Source organism: Hymenobacter cheonanensis, assembly GCF_030581075.1.
Taxonomy (GTDB): domain Bacteria; phylum Bacteroidota; class Bacteroidia; order Cytophagales; family Hymenobacteraceae; genus Hymenobacter.
In genome coordinates this window covers 316,303-331,356 of record NZ_JAUQSW010000004.1, presented here as the reverse complement: position 1 = coordinate 331,356, position 15,054 = coordinate 316,303, and the positions used below count along the sequence as shown (strand labels likewise).

Genomic DNA, 15,054 nt, shown 5'->3' with positions numbered 1-15,054 from the left:
CCGCTTATGCTACCACTCCTTACTCCTGTGGGTAAGCACTACCGCCGTCCGGCCTCGCTGGCGGCGGGCGTCTTGCTGCTCCATGCGCTAGCCACGCCGGCTTCGGCCCAGCTGCTGGCCGCCAACCTGCCCGTGCAGAGCGCGCCACCCGCCACGCGCGCCAGCTCGGTTTCGCTCAAAGCGCTGCTCAAGCAGTGGGAGAGCGAGTACCACGCCACCATTTTCTACGAAAGCAACGTGGTAGACAACAAGCGCGTGCCGGTGCCCGCCGAGCTGGCCCCCTCGCTGGCCGCGCGCCTGGCCACGGTGCTGCCCGCGGCCAACCTGCAGTTTAAAGAGCTGCGGGCCAACTACTTTGTGGTAACCGGCCGCCCGGCCACGACTAGCCCCGCTGGCGCCGCCGCGGCCGCCGCCGCGCCGCAGGCCGTGGCGGTGGCCGGCCGCGTAACCGACGCCAAGGGCGAGCCCCTGCCCGGCGTAACGGTGCTCGTGAAGGGCACCAGTACGGGCACCGCCACCGGGCCCGACGGCCGCTTTTCGCTGAGCGTACCGGAGAATAGCACCTTGGTATTCAGCTCGGTAGGGTATGTGCGCCAGGAAGTGGCCGTGGGTAATACCACGACCTTCAACATTCAGCTGCAAGACGACCAGCAGAGCCTGAACGAAGTGGTGGTGGTGGGCTACGGCACCCAGACCCGCCAGGAGCTGACCACGGCCGTAACCTCGGTGGGCGCGGCGGCCATCGAGCGCCAGCCGGTGGCCGGCTTCGACCAGGCCTTGCAGGGCCAGGCACCGGGTGTGCAGGTAACGGCCCCTAGCGGCGCGCCCGGCGCGGGCATCAACGTGCGGATTCGCGGCAGCGCCACTATTACCGGCAACGCTTCGCCGCTGTACGTGATTGACGGGGTGCCCGTGCTGCCGACCTACGAGCAGGAAATCACGAGCAACAGCCAGCGCCTCAACCCGCTCAATACCATCAACCCGGCCGATATCGAGAGCATCGACGTGCTGAAGGATGGCGCGGCGGCGGCTATCTACGGCATCCGGGCTTCGAACGGCGTAGTGGTTATCACCACCAAGCGGGGCAAGGTGGGCCAGGCGCAAGTGGGCCTGAACGTGTACTACGGCCGCCAGTACCTGCGCAACAAGCTCGGGGTGCTTAACTCGCAGCAGTTTGCCCAGGAATACAACGAGATTCTGACGAATGCCGGCCGGCCGCCGGCTTTCGCCGACCCTGGCAACCCCGTCAACTCCGACCCGGCCAACCCCGGGCCCTACAATACGGACTGGCAGGACGCTATTTTCCGCCCGGCCAACCAGCAGAGCTACCAGCTGAACGTGAGCGGCGGCACCGAAAAAACGCGCTACTACGTGGCCGGCGGCTATTTCAGCCAGGATGGCATCAACATCAACTCGGGCTTCGACCGCTACAATTTCAAGATTAACCTCGACCAGCAGGTGGGCAGCCGCTTCCGCCTGGGCACCAACCTCAACCTGAGCCGCAGCCACACCAACGGCTCGGTGCGCTCGGAGGCGGCGCTCGGCAACTCGGGCACGGTGCTGGGGGCCCTGACGCAGATTCCGACCATTCCGGTGCGCAAGGCCGATGGCACCTACGGCACCAACCCCTTCACGCTGAGCGACAACCCGGTGGGCAACCTGCTCGAAACCAGCAACCAGGCCGTGGTGTACCAGGCCATCGGCAACCTCTACGGCGAGCTGGATATTCTGAAAAGCCTGAAGCTGCGCTCGTCGGTGGGCATCGATTTCCGCACCCAGAACGAGAACGCTTTTTACAGCCGCAACTACCCCGGCACGTCGGCCGCCGACCCTTCCACGCGCGGCTCGGCCAATACGGCCCTCAACCAGCAGGTAATCTGGCTACTGGAAAACACGCTGACGTTCAATAAGACTTTCGGCGACAAGCATAACCTGACGCTGCTCGCCGGCCAGTCGATGCAGTCCTCCGACCGCGTTACCTCGGGGGCGGGCACCAAGGGGTTCCCCTCCAACGCGGTGCCCTACCTCAGCGCGGGCGCCACGGCCAACGGCATCCCGTACAGCTTTGAGGACCAGTGGGCTATTCTGAGCTTCTTTGGCCGCGCCATCTACAACTACGATGAGCGCTACCTGGCCACGGTGAGCTTCCGGGCCGATGCCAGCAGCCGCTTCAGCGCGGCGCACCGCTTTGGCTACTTCCCGGCCGTGGCCCTGGGCTGGCGCGTGTCGAAGGAGAGCTTCTTCCCCCAGAACAGCGTGGTATCGGACCTGAAGGTGCGGGCTAGCTTCGGGGCCAACGGCAACGAGTCGGTAATCGGGCCCTACGCCCGCTACTCGACCTACGCCACGGGCTACAACTACCAGGGCTCGGGCTCGGCCATACTGGGCGGCATCTCGACCAGCAGCATCGGCAACGACGTGAAGTGGGAAACCACTTACCAGTACAACGGCGGCCTCGACCTGGCCATGTTCAGCAACCGCCTCACCTTCACCTTCGACATCTACAACAAGCGCACGGTGGATGTGCTGACGCAGGTGCCCATTCCGCAGAGCACCGGCGCGGGCAGCCTCACGGTGGTTGATAACATCGGCAAGATTGAGAACCGGGGCATTGAGATTGGCCTCGTGACGGCCAACGTGCAGGGCCAGAACGGCGGCTTTAGCTGGAGCACCAACTTCAACGTGAGCGGCAACCGCAACAAGGTGCTCGACCTGGGCACCCAGATTAACGACGCCGGCGTGGCGGTGCCGCGCAGCATCATCAACACCTACACCATTACGCAGGTGGGCGTGCCGCTAGGGGCCTTCTACGGCTACGCCACCGATGGCCTCATCCAGAGTGCCGATGAGCTGGCCCGCCTGAACCGCGGCTCGAGTACGGGCTACTACCAGGTGGCCGCCACGGCCCCCGGCGACGTGAAGTTTAAGGACATCAACGGCGACGGCAAAATCGACGCCAACGACCGCGTGGTGATTGGCAACCCCAACCCCAGGCTGTTTGCCGGCGTCACCAACACCTTCTCATTTAAGGGTGTGGATGTGAGTGTGTTCTTCCAAGGCAGCTTCGGCAACGATATCTACAACCAGACCCGCACCGTGACCGAGGGCCAGACTACGGCCCTCAACCAGAGCACGGCCGTGCTCAACCACTGGACGCCGAGCAACACCAACACCGTGATTCCGCGCCCCGTGTTTGGCGACCCCAACAGCAACAACCGCGAATCGACCCGCTTCATGGAGGACGGCTCCTACGTGCGCCTCAAAAACGTGACGCTGGGCTACACCGTGCCGGTGGGCCTCTCGAAGCGCGCCGCCATTAAGAGTATGCGCGTGTATGCCACGGCCCAAAACCTGGTGACCTGGACCAAGTACTCGGGCTACGACCCGGAGGTGGCCGCCGACCCCACCTCGACCATCAGCGTGGGCCGCGACTTTGGCGTGTACCCGCAGGCGCGCACCTATACCGTGGGCCTCAACGCCACTTTTTAAGCCCGACCTTCTAGCCCAGAATTCCCATGAAAAAGCTCTTATTTATTCCCGTTTGCGGGCTGACGCTGCTGGCTGGCTGCAATTTCTTGCAGAAGGAGCCGCTGACGAATATCACCCCCAGCAACTTCTTTACCTCGGGCGACGACGCGGAGGCCAGCATCACGGCCACCTACGATGCCTTGCAGGGCCCCGGCCTCTACGGCCAGGACTACTACACCATCGGCGAGATGCCGACCGACAACTGCACCAGCGCCAACAACGACGTGAACGCGCTGCGCACCATCAACTGGACGCCCACTACCAGCCAGGTGGGCAACCTGTACCGGCAGTGTTACCTGGGCATCAACCGGGCCAATACGGTGCTCAAGTACGTGCCTACTATTACGATGGACACTGCCCGCCGCAGCCAGATTCAGGGCGAGGCGCGCTTCATCCGGGGCCTGTGCTACTTCCAGCTGGTGCGGGCCTACGGGGCCGTGCCGCTGCGCCTGCAACCCACCGAAACCAGCGCGGCCAGCGAGATTAACCTGCCCCGCACGGCCGCCGACCAGGTGTATGCCCAGGTGGTGGCCGACTTGCAGCGCGCGGCCATCCAGATGCCGCTTTCCAACCCCAACCGCGCCGGCCGCAACGCCGCCAATGCCCTGCTAGCCCGCGTGCTGCTGACCCAGCGCAACTGGGCCGGCGCGCAGGCCGCGGCGGCCAAGGTTATTGCCAACAACGTTCCGCTCAACTCGACTTTCAAGTCGCTGTTTCCGGCCGAGAACAAAGGTGCTGAGTCGCTCTTCGAAATTCAGTTTGCCGGCTCGGCCGACGGCAATAACCTCATTGCCGACGAGGTGCTGCCGCTGCCCATCGCCACGTATTCCTACGCCAAGTTCAATATACCCACAACCGAGCTGATTGCCTTTGCCGACACCGTAAACGACAAGCGCTGGGCCTACAACGGCAACATTCTGGGCAGCAGCGGCAACCTCGTGGGCCGCGACCACGTGAGCTACCTCGACGCCAAAAACCCCAAAACCAACGGCGCCAACGCCAACGACCGCGGCCCGTTTGTGTACAAGTGGACGAGCATCGGCAATGGCTTCAACTCGGTGGATAACTGCTACGTGCTGCGCTACGCCGAGGTGCTGCTGAGCTACGCCGAGGCCGTGAACGAGCAAACCGGCCCCTCGGCCGATGTGCTGGCCAAGCTCAACCTGGTGCGCCAGCGCGCTGGCCTCGCGGCCCTCACGCTGGCCTCGCCGCAGGCCCTCACCAAGCAGGCCATGCGGGCCGAAATAGAGCGCCAGCGCCGCCTGGAGTTTGCCTTTGAAGGCGAGCGCTGGTGGGACCTGGTGCGCTACGCCCGCCACACCATCGCCGATGCCTCGGCCGTGCACACCATCACGGCGCTCGACATTATTGCCCAGCGCCGCGGCGGTGCCCGCGATGTCAACTACCTGCTCTTCCCCATTCCGCAGGCCGAGCTGAACAGCAACCCCCAGAGCCAGCAAAACCCTGGCTACTAATATTCTCAAGGCCTAGCGCGCCGCTGCCAGCGCGCTAGGCCCCTTGGTAGTGGCCGTTTCGGGGCGGGGTGGGAAAAGTGAAATAGTCTGGCTCTTTTGCCCCGGAACGGCCTTTGGCTTCCTGCTGCACGTGTGGCCCGTCGTGCCGGCTCAGGCCCGGCCCGGCGGGCCTTTTAGCGCCCGGCGGCGCGCACCGCCCGGGCACGCGTACTTTTAGCTATATTCTAGTCTCCTTTTCCCTTGAAAACCACCCGCATTACTACGCATCTTGTTGTCCTGGGCCTGGCTACGTGCTCGGCCTTTGTGCTGCTGCCGGCCCACGCCCAGCGCCGCCCGGCCAGCCCCAAAGGTGGCATTACGGCCTGGGTCACCACCCCCGACCAGAGCCAGCAACTGCGCCAGCAGCCCGGCCCACTCGCCTTCGGCAAGGCCGCTGCGCCGGCCGGCCCCGTTATTGAAGTTGATGACAGCCAGCGCTTTCAAACCATGGATGGCTTTGGCTACTGCCTCACCGGGGGCAGCGCCGAGCTTCTGCACGCCATGAGCGCGCCCGCCAGGGCCAAGCTGCTGCGCGAGCTGTTTGGCACTGGGCCCCAAGATATTGGGGTGAGCTACCTGCGTATCAGCATCGGGGCCTCGGACCTCGACGCGGCGGTGTTCAGCTACGACGACCTGCCGGCCGGCCAGACCGACCCCACGCTAGCCCACTTCAGCCTGGCGCCCGACGAAAAGCACCTTATTCCGGTGCTGAAAGAAATTCTGGCCATCAACCCTAAAATCAAGCTGCTGGGCTCGCCCTGGAGCCCGCCGGCCTGGATGAAAACCAACGAGGCCACCAAGGGCGGCTCGCTCAAGCCGGAGTTTTACGGGGCTTATGCCCAGTACTTTGTGCAGTACATCCAGGGCATGCAGGCGGCCGGCATTCCGCTCGATGCCATTACGGTGCAGAACGAGCCGCTGCACCCCGGCAATAACCCCAGCCTGCTAATGCTGGCCGAGCAACAGGCCGAGTTTATCGGCCTGCACCTGGGGCCGGCTTTCCAGAAGGCGGGCCTGAAAACCAAGATTATCTGTTACGACCACAACGCCGACAAGCCCGAGTATCCGCTTACAGTGCTGGGCAATGCGGCGGCTAGCCCCTTTGTGGATGGCGCGGCCTTTCACCTCTACGCCGGCCCCATTGAGGCGCTGAGCAAAGTGCACGACGCCTACCCGACTAAGAACGTGTACTTTACTGAGCAGTGGACGGGCTCCAAAACGACCTTCGCCAGCAACCTCGACTGGCACGTGAAAAACCTCGAAATAGGGGCGCCGCGCAACTGGGCCAAGGCCGTGCTGGAGTGGAACCTGGCCGCCGACCCCGACCAGAACCCGCACACGCCCGGCGGCTGCAACCAGTGCCTGGGCGCCCTCACGCTAGCCCCCGGCGACCAGGTGACGCGCAACGTGGCCTACTACACGGTGGCCCACGCCAGCAAGTTTGTGCCCACTGGCGCCGTGCGCATCGGCTCGACGAGCGCCGGGGTGCTGCCCAATGTGGCTTACCGCACCCCTAGCGGCGGCCACGTGCTGCTGGTGGTGAACGACCAGGCTAGCCCCCAAACCTTTGGCCTGCGCTACCAGGGCCAGACGGCGGCGGCCACGCTGCCGGCCGGCGCCGTGGCCACCTACGTGTGGTAGCGCCCGGCTTTCACTTCGCTTTTCTTTTTAATCCCACCCGGTTCATGTTCGTTTCTCTTTCTTCGCGCTGGCAGCGGGCCGCGCCCGCGCTGGCCCTGCTTGCTGTGCTGGCCACCGGCTGCAAAAAAGACGATGGCGGCTCGGCGGCGGCCCCCGCGCCCACGCCGACGCCCACTCCTGCCCCCACGCCCACCGGCCCCTCGCAGGTGGCCATGTGGCTGACGATGCCCGACAAGTCGGCCCTGTTTGCCCGCCAGAAGGTGAACCTGCAGTTTGCCGCCGGCACCAGTGCCGACCCCACCATCGTGGTCGATACCACCCAGACCTACCAGACGATGGATGGCTTTGGCTACTGCCTCACCGGGGGCAGCGCGCAGGTGATGAGCCGGATGTCGGCCCCGGCGCGGGCGGCCCTCATCAAGGAGCTGTTTGCCACCGACAGTACCTCGCTGGGCATCAGCTACCTGCGCGTGAGCATCGGCGCCTCCGACCTCAACGAGTACGTGTATACCTACGACGATGGCCCGGCCGACCCCACCCTGGCCAACTTCAACCTGGCGCCCGACCAGGCCTACATGATTCCGGTGCTGAAGGAAATCCTGGCCGTGAATCCCAGCATCAAGATTCTGGGCTCGCCCTGGACGGCGCCGCCCTGGATGAAGCAGCAGGCCGATGCCAGCAACCCGTACAAGGGCGGCTCGCTTCAATCGCAGTACTACGGGGCGTATGCCCAATACTTTGTGAAATACATTCAGGGCATGCGGGCCGCCGGTATCACCATCGACGCCGTGACCCTGCAAAATGAGCCGCTCTACGGTGGCAACAACCCGAGCATGGTGATGCAGGCCACCGAGCAGGCATCTTTTATCGCCAACTACGTGGGGCCGGCTTTCCGCTCGGCGGGTATTACGACCAAGATTATTGCCTGGGACCACAACGCCGACAACCCGCAGTACCCCATGACGGTATTTGCCGATGCCGGGGCTAGCCCCTTTGTCGATGGCTCGGCCTTCCACCTCTACGGGGGCACGATGGACGCGCTGACCACGGTACACAATGCCTACCCCAATAAGAATGTGTACTTTACCGAGCAGTGGACCCAGGCGCCCGGCAACTTTGCCGCCGACGTGCCCTGGCACGCCGCCAACCTCGTGATTGCGGCCCCGCGCAACTGGAGCCGCAACGTGCTGGAGTGGAACCTGGGCAACGACGCCAACTTTGGCCCGCACACGCCCGGCGGCTGCACCCAGTGCCTGGGGGCCGTTACCATCAGCGGCGATGCCGTGGCCCGCAACCCGGCCTACTACAGCGTGGGCCACGCCGCCAAGTTTGTGCGCCCCGGCTCGGTGCGCGTGGCCACCAACGTGCCCACCAACCTGCCCAACGTGGCCTACAAAACCCCTGGCGGCAAGCGCGTGCTGATGGTGGTGAACACGGGCAATACGCTGCAAAGCTTCAACATTCAGTACAAAGGCAAGTCGGTGAGCACCGCGCTCTACGGCGGCGCGGTAGCCACCTATATTTGGTAGGCGCCTGGGCGCTGGTTTCCTTCTTTTCCCACCCGTTTTCTTTTTGATGACTACTAAGCTTTTGCCGACGCTGCTGGCTGCGGCGCTCGGCCTCGGCCCGGCCGCTGCCCAAACTACCTCATACTCGGCCGCCGGCAAAAAGGCGCAGGTATTTACCACCGCCCAGGGCACTACGCAGCGGCTAGCCCCCGGCGCGGCCCTCAGCTTCGCGCCGGCCGCCCAGCCCGTCGAAACGCAGGTGTGCGTGTTTGTCGACCCTAGCCACCAGTTTCAGACGCTGCTCGGCATCGGCGGGGCGCTTACCGATGCCGCGGCCGAAACTTTTGCCAAGCTGCCCAAGGCCCAGCAGCAGGAACTGCTGCAAGCGTACTACAGCCCTAGCCAGGGCATTGGCTACTCGCTGGCCCGCACCAACATCGGGAGCTGCGACTTTTCGAGCGACAGCTACACCTACATCGCCGACAACGACGCCAGCCTCAAGTCGTTCAGCGTCAGGCACGATGAGCAGTACAAGATTCCGCTCATCAAGCAGGCTACGGCGGCGGCGGGCGGCAAGCTGCCGCTCTTTGTGAGCCCCTGGAGCCCGCCGGCGTTCATGAAAACCAACCACGACCTGCTGCACGGCGGCAAGCTGCTGCCCCAGTTTCGGCAGCCCTGGGCCGACTACTTCGTGAAGTTTATCCAGACCTACGAGAAGATGGGCATGCCCATCTGGGGCCTCACGGTGCAAAACGAGGAAATGGCCACCCAGAAGTGGGAATCGTGCCTTTACACGGCCGAGGAAGAGCGCGACTTTATCAAGGAATACCTCGGGCCGACGCTGGCCAAGAACGGGCTGGGCGGCAAAAAGCTCATTGCCTGGGACCACAACCGCGACCTCGTGTACCAGCGCGCCAGCACGGTGCTCGACGACCCGGCCGCCGCCAAGTACGTGTGGGGCATCGGCTACCATTGGTACGAAACCTGGACCGGCAGCGGTATGCTCTTCGACAACGTGCGCCGCGTGCACGAAACCTACCCCGCCACCAACCTCATGCTGACGGAGGCGTGCGTGGAGAGCTTCAAGTTTGACCAGCTAAACGAGTGGCGCCTGGGCGAGCGCTACGGCCACTCGATGATAAACGACTTCAACGCCGGCACCGTGGGCTGGACCGACTGGAACATCCTGCTCGACGAAACCGGCGGCCCCAACCACGTGGGCAACTTCTGCTTCGCGCCCATCATTGCCGATACCAAGGCCGGTAAGCTGCTTTATACCAACGCCTACTACTACATCGGGCACTTCTCGAAGTTCATCCGCCCCGGCGCCCGGCGCGTGGCCACCACCACCACCCGCGACTGGCTGCAAGCCACCGCCTTCCGCAACCCCGACGGCAAAGTGGCCGTGGTGGTGATGAATAGCGGCGACAAGCCCCAGGAGTTTCTGCTCTGGATAAAGGGCCAGGCCGCCAGCACCACCGCCGCCCCCCACTCGATGGCGACCTACGTTATCAACTAGTTGTAAATAAGCATTTAAGCACAAAACGGCTGTCATGCTGAACGCAGTGAAGCATCTCGCTCGCGCCGCCTGGGTCACTACCCTCACGATGCGAGCGAAATGCTTCACTGCGTTCAGCATGACAGCCGTTTTGTGCTTGCTAGGCTTGCAATTGCCACCTTTCCAACACCGTTTTTTCCCACCCTGCTTTCATGCGTTTTTACTCTCCGCTCTCCCTTATCCTGCTGGCTGGTCTATCCACTCTGGCCCAACCGCAGGTCGGCGCCAGCCAAACCACTACCAGCCCCCTGCTCCGCGCCGAAGGCCCCAAACTAGTGGATGCCCAGCACCATGAGGTGCTGCTGCAAGGCATGAACCTGGGCGGCTGGCTGTTGCAGGAAGGCTACATGATGAAGCCCGGCTACGGCGGCACCCAGGGCTCGGTGAAAAAAGTGCTGTATGGCGCGGGCCTGAGCGACGCGCAGGTGGAGAAATTCTACCAGCAGTATCGCGACAATTTTATCACGAAAGAAGACATCGACTTCATTGCCCAGCAGGGCTTTAACTGCATCCGGCTGCCGCTGCACTACGACCTGTTTCTGACCCCTAGCCAGCGCGCCGTGCGCAACGGCGTCATTCGGGGCACCGTGCCCTACGCTGACTACGTGGCCAAGCTGCAGGAGTGGCAGCAAAAGGGCGAGCTGTTCAGAGAGCCCGCTAAGCTCGAAGCCATCCGGCTGATTGACAAGACCCTAGCCTGGTGCGCGGCCAACAAGCTCTACGTGGTGCTCGACCTGCACGCCGCCCCCGGCGCCCAGGGCACCGATACCAATATTGCCGACGCGCTGAAAGCCAACGACTTCTGGCAGGAGCCGGTGTACCAGGAGATGACCAACGGCCTGTGGGCGACCCTGGCGCGACGCTACAAGCACGACGGCCGCATTGCCATGTATGACCTTATCAATGAGCCTAATAACGTGCCCGGCGGCAACCCGCCCATCCAGGCCATGTTTGAGAAGCTCATCAACACGGTGCGCGCCGAGGGCGACCAGCACCTGCTGCTGCTCGAAGGCAATGGCTTTGGCAATAACTACAACGGTATTGAGAAAAAGACTTTTACCCATCAGGAGAATTTGGTATATAACTCGCACCGTTACAGCATCTTGCCCAAGTATCCGCTTAGCAACGCCGTGGATGCCAGCAACCCCGACGCCAACCAGCTCGGGGCCATTGCCAACCTCGTGCAGTTTCGCCAGGCGCAGCAGGTGCCGGTGTGGGTGGGCGAAACCGGCGAAAACTCGGCCCAGTGGATGGGCGAGGCCGCCCGCAACCTCAACAGCATGGGCATCGGCTGGTGCAACTGGACGTATAAGCGCTTCAACGACAAGCCCATTGCCGCGCTCCTGCGCATCAAGCCGCCGTATCCGGTCGATGTGAAGAGCGCCGCCGACCTGCCGGTTATCCTGGAGAATATCAAGTTCAAGAACTGCGTGCCGAACCCGGAGGTTATCGGCGCGCTGCGGGCGGAGCTGAAGAAATAGCAGCCCCACCCCCGGCCCCTCCCCTGCGGGGGAGGGGGGCCACGGCGGCGCAGTCATAAAGGCGCAGTCATAAAATCGTCAGGTCCCCTCCCCCGCAGGGGAGGGGCCGGGGGTGGGGCTTGGCACTAGAACACCAACTGACAATATGTTATGAAAAATTTATACATACTGCTCCTACTACTAGCCTCTCTCCGGCTAGCTGCCCAAACCGCGCCCCCCGCCGGCCGCGTGGTTGTCACGCACCTCGACTCGAAGCTGCTGCACGGCAACCCGGGCGGCGAAAACCCGCGCCGCCGCGTGAGCGTGTACCTGCCCGCCGGCTACGAGGCCAGCCCCGGCCAGCGCTATCCGGTACTGTACTACCTGCACGGCTTCACCTGGAATGACAGCCTGATTTTCAACCAGGATGGCATGAAGGCGCTGCTCGACCAGGCCATTGCGGCCGGGCAAATCCGCCCGCTTATCGTAGTGGTGCCCGACGAGCAAACGCGCTTTGGCGGCAGCTGGTACGCCAACTCGGCCACCAACGGCCCCTGGGCCGACTTTACGGCCCGCGAGCTTATTGCCTTCATCGACAAGCAGTTTCGCACCCTGGCCCGGCCCGGCAGCCGGGGGCTGGCCGGCCACTCGATGGGCGGGGGCGGCACCGTGCGGCTAGCCCTGGCCTACTCCGGCACCTGGGCCGCCGCCTACGCCCTGAGCCCGGCTTTTCTGGGGCCGCACCCCAGCTACCTGCCCGGCCCCGGCGTGGGCCCGGCGCTGCGGGCCACCAGCGCCGCCGAGGCGCAGCGCAGCCACACCACCCTAGCGGCGGTGTCGCTGGCCCGGGCCTTTTCGCCCAACCCCAAGGCTGCGCCATTTGGGGCTAATTTCCCCGGCTCGCTGGGGGCTGACAGCCTGGCCCGGCGCGATGCCGTGCTGGCGCGCTGGGTGCTGGCCTCGCCCCTCTATACCCTGCCGATACACCCGGCCGCCCTGCGCCAATTGCGAGCGTTTGCGTTCGACTGGGGCGCGCAGGACGAGGTGAAGCACATTCCGCCCACTTGCCGCCAGTTCAGCAACCTGCTCACGGTGTACGGCATCCGGCACACGGCCGAGGAGTATGAGGGCACCCACGGCAGCCGTATCATGGGGCCCACCGGGCGCATGTACCAGCAGGTGCTGCCGTTTTTCAATAAGCACCTCGATTTTGAGTAGAAGCCGGCGGCTGACCTTCGCCTCACCTCTCCCTAGCGCCCCCTTTCTGCATGGACAAAAAAGAGTACCGCTGGCAAGTCAACGTTCTGAAACAGGTTTATCCTGACCTGAAGCTGACGTTTGAGCAGGCCGAGCAGCTGTATTTGATGGAGCAGCAAACCAAGGACTTGCCGCGCGGCAAGTACCTTACCGATTGGGAACGCCTGGATTTTGAGCTGGCGACCATGCAGCGCATCCTGTCGGCCGAGCAGCTGGCGCGCTACCTGCCCGACCATGCCACAGCCGTGGCTCAATACGGCGCCCAGGTGGAGAGCCTCACTAAACTGGCCGCCAACGAGCTGGCTTACAACCGGGAGGTGCTGCAATTTTACCGCGAAACGGTGCTGCCCACGCTCTATGCCGACCCGCAGCTGGCGCAGCTTATAAATCTGAGCCGGATACGCCTCGTTGACCGTGAGCAGTTTGTGTGGCAGGAATGCGACCAGCTATTGCGCCAGCAATGGGCTACGACGGTGATGCAGCACTACCGCAACTACCGTACCCTGGCCGAACCCAAGCTGGAGGCCCAGCGCATTGGGCACGAGCTAGAGCTGCTGTGGCCTAGCTACCAGACCATTAAGCGCTCGCTTTACAAGCCGGCGCACCTCATTCTGAAGGCCGCCATGAAGGAGGCCGACCACTGGCTACCCGAATTGCTACCTCAGCTGGCGGCTTGGCAAAAGGAATGGGCCGCCCATTCCAGGCAGTGCTGGGAGCACCACAATGGGCCGATAAAGGGCTTTGTGTACGAAGCGCCTTTCAATGCAAAAAAGCACCGCCGGCAGTGGCAGTTTCTGGTGCTGTGGCTGGGCCGCACGGCGCCGGCTCCTTGGGAAACTGCCGCCGCCGCCAAGCCACCTAAAAAGCCTAAGCCCTCCTGAAGCACTCCTGCTCAGCCTTTCCACTTTTTACTTACCTTCTGCTATGCCTTTTCGCCTGCCATTGCTGGGCCTGCTGCTAGCCACTGCTGCCGCCGGCCACACCGCCGCACCCAAGCCCGACCCGATTAAAAAACCGACTGTTATTCTTTTCGTGGGCAACAGCTTTTTTCACGGGGCCTTCGAGCCGGTGCTGAACTACAATGCCGCCGCCATCACCGACGAGAATTACAGGCCCAACCGCACCGGCCAGCGCCGCCGCCAGTACGAGCACGAGCAGGGGCCCTGGGGCGGCATTCCCGGCATTTTTAAGAAGTTTACCGACGAGGCGGGCCTCAACTACGAGGTGCACCTGGAGGCCATCAGCGGGCAAACGCTCAAGTTTCACTACGACAGCGCGCTGGCCGTTATTCGGCAGCCGAAGTGGGATAAAGTCATTATGCACGACTACAGCACCGGCCCGGTGCCGGCGCGCCACGGCGGCCAGCCGGCGCGCTTCTACGAGTACGCCACCAAGCTGGAGCAGGCCGTGCACGCGGCTAGCCCCCGCGCCAAAGTGTACCTCTACCAGACCTGGGCCCGCGCCGACCAGACCTATCCCGCCGGCAAAGGCTACACCGGCCTGCCCCTCGACTCGATGACCACCGACCTGCACCGCGCCTACTACCAGGAAGCGGCGCAGGATAAAAACTTTGCGGGCGTGGCCCCCGCCGGCGATGCCTGGCTGCGGGCCGTGCGCCAGGGCGTGGCCGACCCCAACCCCTACGACACCGCCGAGCCCGGCAAGGTCGACCTCTGGGGCCGCGACCACTACCACCCCAGCATCTACGGTGCCTACCTCAATGCCTGCGTGGTGCTGGCCGAAGTAACCGGCTACGACCCGCGCAAGCTGGGCGCCCAGGAGCAAGCCGCCGCTAGCCTCGGCATCGCGCCGGAGGTAGCCGTGCAGCTCCAAAAAATAGCCTACGAACAGGTAAAAGCCGCCAAGAAGTAGCGCGGACTTTGTAGTCCGCAAGTGCGCCGCTAGCCCGATTTCCGAACGGCATGAACTCGCGGACTGAAAGTCCGCGCTACTGCGCAATTCTGCACCCTGCGGCCCGCCGATTTGCACGCAAGCAGCAAGTTGGCGGGCCGTATCTTTGCGGGGCTATGCCGCGTCCCCTCCCCTACCGTCACCGTTTGCTGAGTGCCTTGCTGGCCCTGCTGGTGCTGGCTACGTCGGTGGGCCTCACGGCCGAGCGGCACCGCTGCCGCATCAGCGGGCGCAGCACGGTGGCCCTCAGCCTGCCCGGGCTGGCTAGCCACGAAGAGGATACCAGCCCACCCAAGCCCGGCCGCCCCTGCGGCAACCAACGGTCGGCGTCAGCCAAGCGCCGCGCCGATGGCTGCTGCGACGTCAGCCATCTGCACCACAAGCTCAGCGCCCAAAGTGCCGACGCGGGGCTAGCCAAGTGGCTGCCCAAACCGCCCCAGCAGCTGCCCCCGGCGCTGCTGCCTACGCCAGTATGGGCTAGCCCCGGCCTCAGCGTGCCGCTGGCGGCCGGCGTGGCCGTGGGCACGGCCGCCAATTCGTCGCCGCCCGGCGTGCCGCGGGCGGGGCGCGTGCTGCTGGCGCGGCACTGCACGCTGGTAGTGTAGCTTTTTCTGAAAACCGCAAGTCCGGGCGGCGAAGCCTGGCCGTATGTTTTTCCGAAATTGCTAACTTTCAGC

At 64.0% G+C, this 15,054-nt stretch carries 10 protein-coding genes; all 10 read left to right on the top strand.

Annotated elements, in window-relative coordinates:
• The first annotated feature begins 6 nt into the window (after positions 1–6).
• The 10 genes from Q5H89_RS10245 to Q5H89_RS10200 all read left to right on the top strand — a co-directional run bounded on the left by Q5H89_RS10245 (position 7) and on the right by Q5H89_RS10200 (position 14,982).
• On the top strand, positions 7–3,489 hold the full coding sequence (locus Q5H89_RS10245; RefSeq protein WP_305019213.1) for a SusC/RagA family TonB-linked outer membrane protein: 3,483 nt from the start codon (positions 7–9) through the stop codon (positions 3,487–3,489).
• A 26-nt stretch (positions 3,490–3,515) separates the two neighbouring features.
• Positions 3,516–5,003 (top strand): RagB/SusD family nutrient uptake outer membrane protein, encoded by a 1,488-nt coding sequence (locus tag Q5H89_RS10240; RefSeq protein ID WP_305019212.1) that lies wholly within the window; start codon positions 3,516–3,518, stop codon positions 5,001–5,003.
• A 303-nt stretch (positions 5,004–5,306) separates the two neighbouring features.
• Positions 5,307–6,683 (top strand): glycoside hydrolase family 30 protein, encoded by a 1,377-nt coding sequence (locus tag Q5H89_RS10235; RefSeq protein ID WP_369810658.1) that lies wholly within the window; start codon positions 5,307–5,309, stop codon positions 6,681–6,683.
• Positions 6,684–6,727: 44 nt separating this feature from the next.
• Positions 6,728–8,212: a glycoside hydrolase family 30 protein gene (locus tag Q5H89_RS10230; RefSeq protein ID WP_305019210.1), complete on the top strand. Its 1,485-nt coding sequence runs from the start codon at positions 6,728–6,730 to the stop codon at positions 8,210–8,212.
• A 46-nt stretch (positions 8,213–8,258) separates the two neighbouring features.
• A complete protein-coding gene (locus Q5H89_RS10225) occupies positions 8,259–9,710 on the top strand; it encodes a glycoside hydrolase family 30 protein (protein WP_305019209.1) in 1,452 nt (483 codons plus the stop codon).
• Positions 9,711–9,901: 191 nt separating this feature from the next.
• On the top strand, positions 9,902–11,230 hold the full coding sequence (locus tag Q5H89_RS10220) for a glycoside hydrolase family 5 protein (protein ID WP_305019208.1): 1,329 nt from the start codon (positions 9,902–9,904) through the stop codon (positions 11,228–11,230).
• Between the two features lie 150 nt (positions 11,231–11,380).
• A complete protein-coding gene (locus tag Q5H89_RS10215; RefSeq protein WP_305019207.1) occupies positions 11,381–12,427 on the top strand; it encodes an alpha/beta hydrolase in 1,047 nt (348 codons plus the stop codon).
• A gap of 50 nt (positions 12,428–12,477) precedes the next feature.
• Positions 12,478–13,347, top strand: coding sequence for a hypothetical protein (locus tag Q5H89_RS10210; RefSeq protein ID WP_305019206.1), 870 nt, complete (start codon positions 12,478–12,480; stop codon positions 13,345–13,347).
• A 43-nt stretch (positions 13,348–13,390) separates the two neighbouring features.
• The gene (locus Q5H89_RS10205) at positions 13,391–14,338 is read left to right on the top strand and encodes a DUF4886 domain-containing protein (protein WP_305019205.1); all 948 of its coding nucleotides are present in this window, start codon (positions 13,391–13,393) and stop codon (positions 14,336–14,338) included.
• Positions 14,339–14,493: 155 nt separating this feature from the next.
• Entirely contained in the window at positions 14,494–14,982 is a 489-nt protein-coding gene (locus Q5H89_RS10200; protein ID WP_305019204.1) for a hypothetical protein, read from the top strand.
• The last annotated feature ends 72 nt before the right edge of the window (positions 14,983–15,054 follow it).